The sequence below is a fragment of the Klebsiella sp. CN_Kp091 genome (assembly GCF_040065095.1).
In the GTDB taxonomy this organism is placed as follows: Bacteria; Pseudomonadota; Gammaproteobacteria; order Enterobacterales; family Enterobacteriaceae; genus Klebsiella; species Klebsiella aerogenes.
Map to the genome: position 1 here is coordinate 253,586 of NZ_JBEAIO010000003.1, position 7,938 is coordinate 261,523.

General features: G+C 55.3%; 7 protein-coding genes. 5 read left to right on the forward strand and 2 right to left on the reverse strand.

Annotation, left to right across the window (positions count from 1 at the left end; all coding sequences use genetic code 11):
* Positions 1–2 precede the first annotated feature (2 nt).
* The 5 genes from rbsA to rbsR all read left to right on the forward strand — a co-directional run bounded on the left by rbsA (position 3) and on the right by rbsR (position 5,424).
* A complete protein-coding gene (gene rbsA / locus ABLV17_RS03345; protein ID WP_015368992.1) occupies positions 3–1,508 on the forward strand; it encodes a ribose ABC transporter ATP-binding protein RbsA in 1,506 nt (501 codons plus the stop codon).
* 5 nt (positions 1,509–1,513) lie between these two features.
* Positions 1,514–2,479, forward strand: a complete 966-nt coding sequence (rbsC, locus tag ABLV17_RS03350; protein ID WP_015368991.1) for a ribose ABC transporter permease — start codon at positions 1,514–1,516, stop codon at positions 2,477–2,479.
* Between the two features lie 27 nt (positions 2,480–2,506).
* Positions 2,507–3,397 (forward strand): ribose ABC transporter substrate-binding protein RbsB, encoded by an 891-nt coding sequence (rbsB, locus tag ABLV17_RS03355; RefSeq protein ID WP_015368990.1) that lies wholly within the window; start codon positions 2,507–2,509, stop codon positions 3,395–3,397.
* Between the two features lie 98 nt (positions 3,398–3,495).
* On the forward strand, positions 3,496–4,428 hold the full coding sequence (gene rbsK, locus ABLV17_RS03360) for a ribokinase (RefSeq protein ID WP_183269082.1): 933 nt from the start codon (positions 3,496–3,498) through the stop codon (positions 4,426–4,428).
* Between the two features lie 3 nt (positions 4,429–4,431).
* Complete coding sequence (gene rbsR, locus ABLV17_RS03365; RefSeq protein WP_087858857.1) at positions 4,432–5,424, forward strand: ribose operon transcriptional repressor RbsR; 993 nt, start codon at positions 4,432–4,434, stop codon at positions 5,422–5,424.
* Here rbsR and mdtD read toward each other — a convergent pair.
* Both mdtD and ABLV17_RS03375 read right to left on the reverse strand, forming a co-directional pair.
* The gene (gene mdtD, locus ABLV17_RS03370) at positions 5,421–6,818 is read right to left on the reverse strand and encodes a multidrug transporter subunit MdtD (RefSeq protein WP_087858856.1); all 1,398 of its coding nucleotides are present in this window, start codon (positions 6,816–6,818) and stop codon (positions 5,421–5,423) included. The genes rbsR and mdtD overlap by 4 nt on opposite strands.
* Positions 6,819–6,831: 13 nt before the next feature.
* Positions 6,832–7,533, reverse strand: a complete 702-nt coding sequence (locus ABLV17_RS03375; protein ID WP_087858855.1) for a FadR/GntR family transcriptional regulator — start codon at positions 7,531–7,533, stop codon at positions 6,832–6,834.
* Between the last annotated feature and the right edge of the window lie 405 nt (positions 7,534–7,938).

Genomic DNA, 7,938 nt, shown 5'->3' on the forward strand with positions numbered 1-7,938 from the left:
TCATGGAAGCTTTATTACAGCTGAAAGGGATCGATAAAGCGTTCCCTGGCGTCAAAGCGCTCTCGGGCGCGGCGCTGAATGTCTATGCCGGCCGGGTAATGGCGCTGGTAGGGGAAAATGGCGCCGGTAAATCTACAATGATGAAGGTACTGACCGGCATCTATACCCGTGATGCCGGTTCTTTGCTGTGGTTAGGTAAAGAAACGACCTTTAACGGCCCAAAATCCTCACAGGAAGCCGGTATCGGCATCATTCACCAGGAACTCAACCTGATCCCGCAATTAACGATTGCCGAGAACATCTTCCTCGGCCGCGAGTTCGTGAACCGCTTTGGCAAAATCGACTGGAAAAAGATGTATGCCGAAGCGGACAAGCTGCTGGCGAAGCTGAATTTACGCTTTAACAGCCAGAAGCTGGTGGGCGATCTTTCGATTGGCGATCAGCAAATGGTGGAAATCGCCAAAGTGCTGAGCTTCGAATCGAAGGTCATCATTATGGATGAGCCCACCGATGCCCTGACCGATACCGAGACCGAATCGCTGTTCCGCGTCATTCGCGAATTGAAATCGCAGGGGCGCGGCATTGTCTATATCTCTCACCGCATGAAAGAGATCTTCGAAATCTGCGATGACGTCACCGTATTCCGCGACGGGCAATTTATTGCCGAGCGCGAAGTGGCTTCGCTGGATGAAGACCGACTGATCGAGATGATGGTTGGCCGTAAGCTGGAAGATCAATATCCGCATCTCGATAAGGCGCCGGGCGCGGTCCGTCTGAAGGTCGATAATCTCTGCGGCTCCGGTGTGGAAAACGTGACGTTTACCCTGCGTCAGGGCGAAATCCTTGGCGTCGCTGGGCTGATGGGGGCCGGACGTACTGAACTGATGAAAGTGCTGTACGGCGCGCTGCCGCGTAGCAGCGGTTCCGTGACGCTGGATGGCCATGAAGTTGTCACCCGTTCACCGCAGGATGGTCTGGCTAACGGCATTGTCTATATCTCCGAAGACCGTAAGCGTGATGGCCTGGTGCTCGGAATGTCGGTCAAAGAGAACATGTCATTGACCGCGCTGCGCTACTTCAGCCGGGCGGGCGGCAGCCTTAAGCATAAAGATGAACAGCAGGCGGTCAGTGATTTCATTCGGCTGTTTAATGTGAAGACGCCTTCAATGGAGCAGGCAATAGGTCTGCTTTCCGGCGGTAACCAGCAAAAAGTCGCTATCGCTCGCGGGCTGATGACCCGGCCAAAAGTGCTGATCCTTGATGAACCAACCCGTGGCGTCGACGTCGGGGCGAAGAAAGAGATCTACCAGCTGATTAACCAGTTTAAAGCCGATGGCCTGAGCATCATTCTCGTCTCTTCGGAGATGCCGGAAGTGCTGGGCATGAGCGATCGCATCATTGTGATGCATGAAGGGCATCTCGGCGGTGAATTCACACGCGAGCAGGCCACCCAGGAAGTATTGATGGCTGCCGCTGTGGGCAAGCTTAACCGTGTGAATCAGGAGTAAAAAAGATGACTACCCAGGCTGTTACTGGTCGCCGCTATTTCACTAAAGCGTGGCTGATGGAGCAAAAGTCGCTGATCGCCCTGCTGGTGCTGATCGCGATCGTTTCGACCATGAGCCCCAACTTTTTTACCGTCAATAACCTGTTCAATATTCTGCAGCAGACTTCCGTTAACGCCATCATGGCGGTCGGGATGACGCTGGTCATTCTGACATCGGGAATCGACCTGTCCGTCGGTTCTCTGCTGGCATTGACCGGCGCCGTCGCGGCGTCTATCGTCGGTATCGAAGTGAATGCGCTGGTGGCCGTTGCCGCAGCGCTGGCGCTCGGTGCGGCTATTGGCGCGGTGACCGGGGTAATTGTCGCGAAAGGTCGCGTGCAGGCGTTTATCGCCACCCTGGTGATGATGCTGCTGCTGCGCGGCGTGACGATGGTTTATACCAACGGCAGCCCGATCAACACCGGCTTTAGCGATAACGCCGATCTATTTGGCTGGTTCGGTATCGGACGCCCGCTGGGGATCCCGACGCCGGTATGGATTATGGCGATTGTCTTCCTGGCGGCCTGGTACATGCTGCACCATACTCGCCTGGGCCGTTATATTTACGCGCTGGGCGGTAACGAAGCGGCGACGCGGCTTTCCGGCATCAGCGTGAATAGAGTGAAAATCATCGTCTATGCGCTGTGCGGGATGTTGGCTTCACTGGCCGGTATCATCGAAGTGGCGCGTCTTTCCTCTGCGCAGCCAACGGCGGGGACAGGCTATGAATTAGACGCGATTGCAGCGGTCGTACTTGGCGGCACCAGCCTGGCCGGTGGTAAGGGGCGCATCGTCGGCACGCTGATTGGCGCGTTGATCCTTGGCTTCCTGAACAATGGTCTGAACCTTTTAGGCGTTTCTTCCTATTACCAGATGATCGTCAAAGCGGTGGTGATTTTGCTGGCGGTACTGGTAGATAACAAAAAGCAGTAACTGAGAACTCTACAGGACATCTTAACTATGAATATGAAAAAACTGGCGACCCTGGTCTCTGCTGTTGCTCTAAGCGCGACCGTTAGCGCAAACGCGATGGCGAAAGATACCATCGCACTGGTTATCTCTACCCTGAATAACCCGTTCTTCGTTTCTCTGAAAGACGGCGCGCAGAAAGAAGCCGATAAGCTGGGTTACAACCTGGTGGTGCTGGATTCCCAAAATAACCCGGCAAAAGAGCTGGCGAACGTACAGGACTTAACGGTGCGCGGCGCTAAGCTGCTGCTGATTAACCCAACCGACTCCGATGCTGTCGGCAATGCGGTGAAGATGGCGAACCAGGCTAAAATCCCGGTCATTACCCTTGACCGCCAGGCTTCTAAAGGCGATGTGGTAAGCCATATTGCTTCCGATAACGTGCTGGGCGGTAAAATGGCCGGCGACTATATTGCGAAGAAAGTCGGCGAAAGCGCGAAAGTGATTGAGCTGCAAGGTATTGCTGGTACCTCTGCGGCGCGCGAGCGCGGCGAAGGTTTCAAACAGGCCGTGGCGGCGCATAAGTTCAACGTACTGGCCAGCCAGCCCGCTGACTTCGACCGTACTAAAGGTCTGAACGTTATGCAGAACCTGCTGACGGCGCATCCGGACGTGCAGGCGGTGTTTGCGCAGAACGACGAAATGGCGCTGGGCGCGCTGCGTGCGCTGCAGACTGCAGGAAAATCTGATGTGATGGTGGTTGGATTTGACGGCACTCCGGATGGCGAAAAAGCAGTAAATAGTGGCAAACTGGCAGCGACTATCGCCCAGTTGCCGGAGCAGATCGGCGTTAAAGGCGTCGAAACCGCTGATAAAGTGCTGAAGGGCGAAAAAGTGGATGCCAGCTATCCGGTTGAGCTGAAACTGGTCATTAAGCAGTAAAATGCGATTCGGGCCGGCAACGGCCCGAGGGACAACATAAAAAGAAAAGCAGGGCATGCGCCACCGGAGTCCGGTGGCGCGCTTTCCCGGGAATAAAGATGATGAAAACCGCAGGCAAACTTGTCGTCCTTGGCAGCATCAATGCCGATCACATTCTTAACCTTGAATCCTTCCCTACTCCAGGTGAGACCGTCACCGGAAACCACTATCAGGTCGCATTCGGCGGTAAAGGCGCTAACCAGGCGGTGGCTGCCGGGCGTAGCGGCGCGGATATTGCCTTCATTGCCTGTACCGGCGATGACGACATTGGCGAACGCGTCCGCCGCCAGCTAGCGAGCGATAATATCGACGTGGCGCCGGTGCGCGCCGTTGCTGGTGAATCTACTGGCGTCGCGTTAATTTTCGTTAACGCGGAAGGTGAGAATGTCATCGGTATTCATGCCGGCGCTAATGCGGCGCTATCGGTTTCTCAGGTTGAGGCGGAGAAAGAACGTATCGCCAGCGCGCAGGCATTGTTAATGCAGCTGGAGTCGCCGCTGGAGAGCGTGATGGCCGCCGCGAAAATCGCCCATCAGCATCAGACGACGGTGGTACTCAACCCCGCACCGGCGCGTGAACTTTCGGATGAGCTATTGGCGCTGGTGGATGTCATTACGCCCAATGAAACCGAAGCGGAAAAGCTGACCGGTATTCGCGTTGAGAGCGACGACGATGCCGCGAAAGCCGCCAGTGCGCTTCATGCGAAGGGAATTGGTACGGTGATGATTACTCTCGGCAGCCGCGGCGTTTGGTTAAGCTGCGAGGGCGAAAGCCGCCGGGTTCCAGGATTTAAAGTTCAGGCCATCGATACGATTGCCGCTGGCGACACTTTTAATGGCGCATTTGTCACCGCGCTGCTGGAAGGCCGTGAAGTGTCAGACGCCATCCGTTTTGCCCATGCCGCCGCCGCGATTGCCGTCACCCGTAAGGGGGCGCAACCGTCTGTGCCGTGGCGCAAAGAGATCGACGAATTCTTGCGTCAACAGGGGTAATGCTTGGCTACCATGAAGGATGTGGCCCGCGTCGCGGGCGTTTCCACCTCGACCGTTTCTCACGTCATTAATAAAGACCGCTTTGTCAGCGAGGCGATTACCGCCAAAGTTGATGCGGCGATCAAAAGTCTTAACTACGCGCCTTCGGCGCTGGCGCGCAGCCTCAAGTTAAATCAGACGCGAACCATCGGCATGCTGATCACCGCCAGTACTAACCCGTTTTATTCGGAGCTGGTGCGCGGCGTGGAACGCAGCTGTTTCGAGCGCGGCTACAGCCTGGTGCTATGTAATACCGAAGGCGATGAGCAGCGGATGAATCGCAATCTGGAAACGTTGATGCAAAAACGCGTCGATGGTCTGCTGCTGCTGTGCACCGAAACGCATCAACCTTCCCAGGAGATCATGCAGCGTTATCCGTCGGTGCCGACGGTGATGATGGATTGGGCGCCTTTCGACGGCGACAGCGATCTGATTCAGGATAATTCATTGCTCGGTGGCGATATGGCGACCCAGTATCTGATCGATCGCGGTCATACCCGTATTGCCTGCATTGCCGGGCCGCTGGATAAGACGCCGTCGCGACTGCGCCTGGAAGGTTATCATGCGGCGATGGCGCGCGCCGGGCTGGATGTCGCCGAAGGTTATGTCATTACCAGCGATTTTGAATTTGGCGGCGGTTTTACTGCGATGCAGCAACTGCTGGCGTTAACGCCACGGCCGCAGGCGGTATTTGTCGGTAATGATGCGATGGCGGTCGGCGCTTATCAGGCGCTGTATCAGGCCGGGTTGCGTATTCCACAGGATATGGCGCTGGTGGGGTATGACGATATTGAACTGGCGCGCTATATGACCCCGCCGCTCACCACCATTCATCAACCCAAAGATGAACTGGGGGAGTTGGCTATCGATGTGCTGATTCACCGCATGGCGGAACCCGGGCAAAAACAACAGCGCGTGCAGCTTACCCCCGAGCTGGTGATTCGCGGTTCAGCTTAATGCTTGTGCCGCTCCGTTATCAGGTTGCGGCCATCTTTGGCTCTGAGCAGCATAAACATCAACGCTGACACCACGGTGATCGCACCCATCGTGATAAAGGTATAGTGGAATTGTTCGATGGTGCTGGCGTTATCAAACCCTTCATAAAAGCGCAGGACCGCCGCGCTGATGGCCACGCCCAGGCTAATCGACAGCTGCTGGGTTACCGCGAGCAGGCTGTTGCCGCTGCTGGCATTGTCATCGGTTAAGTCGGCAAGCGTAATGGTGTTCATCGAGGTGAACTGCGTGGACATCGCCATCCCCAGTACAAATAGCGGCAGTAGTAGCAGCCAAAGCGGCATTCCCGGCGACTGCAGCGCAAACTGCGCGATCATCAGACCAATAAAGATGGTGACTCCCACCAATGTTTTGCGATAACCAAACCAGCGCAGGATCTGCGTGACGGTCGACTTGGCTATAATTGAGCCGATGGCCGTCGGCGCAATCATGCAGCCGGCGATAATGGCCGGGTAGCCGAAACCGACTTGTAGCATCAGCGGCATCAGGAACGGCACGCAGCCGGTACCTAACCGTGTCGCCAGGTTACCGGCGATTCCGACAGAGAAGGTATGGGTCTTAAATAGAGAGAGCGAAATCAGCGGAGTGGGATGGCGACGAGCATGTCGAATATAGGCCAGCATGAGCACGACGCTCAGGGCGATGACGGCCAGCGCTAGCCAGCTGGCGACAATTTTCTCGCCAAAGAGCTCAATACCGCTGGAGAACAGCACCAGGCTTAAACCGAAAAGCACAAAACCGCTGGTGTCGAAACGACGGCGGGGCGTGGTGAAGTCCGGCATATATTTGCGGGCGTAGAGAATGCCGATGATGCCAATCGGGATATTAATCAAGAAAATCCAGTGCCAACTGGCCCAGGTAACTAACACGCCGCCAAGTACAGGACCGAGGATGGGGCCGACCAGTCCGGGCATGGTAACGAAGTTGAGTACCGGCAGCAGTTCGCTACGCGGATAGGCGCGTAACAGCGCCAGGCGCGCAACCGGCATCATCATCGCGCCGCCGATCCCCTGGATAACGCGGAAGACAACCAATTCGGGAAGCGAAGTGGAAAGCGCGCAGGCGAGGGAGCCCAGGGTAAACAGGCTAACGGCAACGATAAAGACCTTGCGGGTGCCAAAGCGGTCGGCTAACCAGCCGCTCACCGGAATCAGCATCGCTACCGTCAGGGTGTAGCTGATAATGGCTGATTGCATCGCCAGCGGGGAGTGACCGAGGCTATGCGCAATCGCGGGAAGCGCGGTATTAAGAATAGTGGCGTCCAGCGCCTGCATAAAGAAAGCCATGGCCGCAATCCACGGCAGTCCGGCCATACTCAGCCCTTTCTTCCCGGTCATGCCATTTCCTTCTTTATTTACCTGTGTGGTTTGGGGTATTCAATAATGTCTGGCAGGCAAGCTGCGCGCGCGGGCCGTCGCTTTCCTGAATGGCGTCAACAATAGCCTGGTGCAGATCGAGTTTAACGACTTCATTTTGCGTAATCGAGGTGAAATAGGTCTGGTATACCGAATGGAATAATGACGCGAAAGAGGTGAGAAACGGATTGCCGCTCATCGCATAGATATGTTCATGCCAGGCCATATCAACTTCAATCCAGCGTTCGCGGATAAAATGCCTTTTTAGTTCGATCATTTCTTCCATTAGCGTATTGAGCTGCGCTTTCTGCTCGGAGGTGCCGGTTATCGCCGCCAGAAAACAGGCCTGAGGCTCCAGGCTGCTGCGCATCACCAGGAAATGGCTAACCACCTCGGCAAAATTATCTTCCGTCAGCCACCAGGCGAGCAGCTCTTTATCCAGAAAGTTCCAGCTGCTGCGCGCCAGAACGCGAGTACCGATACGCGGACGCGGAAGCAGCATGCCTTTAGCTGCCAGCGTTTTTACCGCTTCTCGCACTGCCGTCCGGCTCACGCCAAACTGTTCACCCAGTTCCATTTCACCAGGAAGGATGCTCTCTGGCGGATATTCGCCGGTGAGGATTTTTTGGGCGATCTTCTCCGCGATGACCCAGGAGATGTTTTTTTGTGCCGCCAGCTGCTGTGCGCTTATAGACATGAATGCCGTTCCTTTCTCTTTTCTACTTCATCAGTATGCCATCTGGCGGCTTGTTTCGGTGGTTAAAACAGCAAAAGGGCGTTTTTTTACGGTTTTAACACCGCCTTTGGCGAAAAAAGAGACGGTTGAAAAGTTTTTTGAAAACAGGGCTTGTCAACGTCTCAGAACTCCCTATAATGCGCCTCCACTGACACGGAACAACGGCAAGCAAGCCGCCGGGTCAGCAGGGTTTCAGCGGTAAATAACAACGCTGAAAACCGACAGAGAAAAGTGAAAATAAACGCTTGACTCTGAATGAGGAAAACGTAATATACGGGACCTCGCAACGGTGAGCTGAAAGCCGCGTTGCAACTGCTCTTTAACAATTTATCAGACAATCTGTGTGGGCACTCAAAGTGACATGGA

What these genes read in the sequence shown, in the direction of transcription:
- rbsA (WP_015368992.1), top strand. Translation starts at nt 3, where the DNA reads ATGGAAGCTTTATTACAGCTGAAAGGGATCGATAAAGCGTTCCCTGGC.
- rbsC (WP_015368991.1), top strand. Translation starts at nt 1,514, where the DNA reads ATGACTACCCAGGCTGTTACTGGTCGCCGCTATTTCACTAAAGCGTGG.
- rbsB (WP_015368990.1), top strand. Translation starts at nt 2,507, where the DNA reads ATGAATATGAAAAAACTGGCGACCCTGGTCTCTGCTGTTGCTCTAAGC.
- rbsK (WP_183269082.1), top strand. Translation starts at nt 3,496, where the DNA reads ATGATGAAAACCGCAGGCAAACTTGTCGTCCTTGGCAGCATCAATGCC.
- mdtD (WP_087858856.1), bottom strand. Translation starts at nt 6,818, where the DNA reads ATGACCGGGAAGAAAGGGCTGAGTATGGCCGGACTGCCGTGGATTGCG.
- ABLV17_RS03375 (WP_087858855.1), bottom strand. Translation starts at nt 7,533, where the DNA reads ATGTCTATAAGCGCACAGCAGCTGGCGGCACAAAAAAACATCTCCTGG.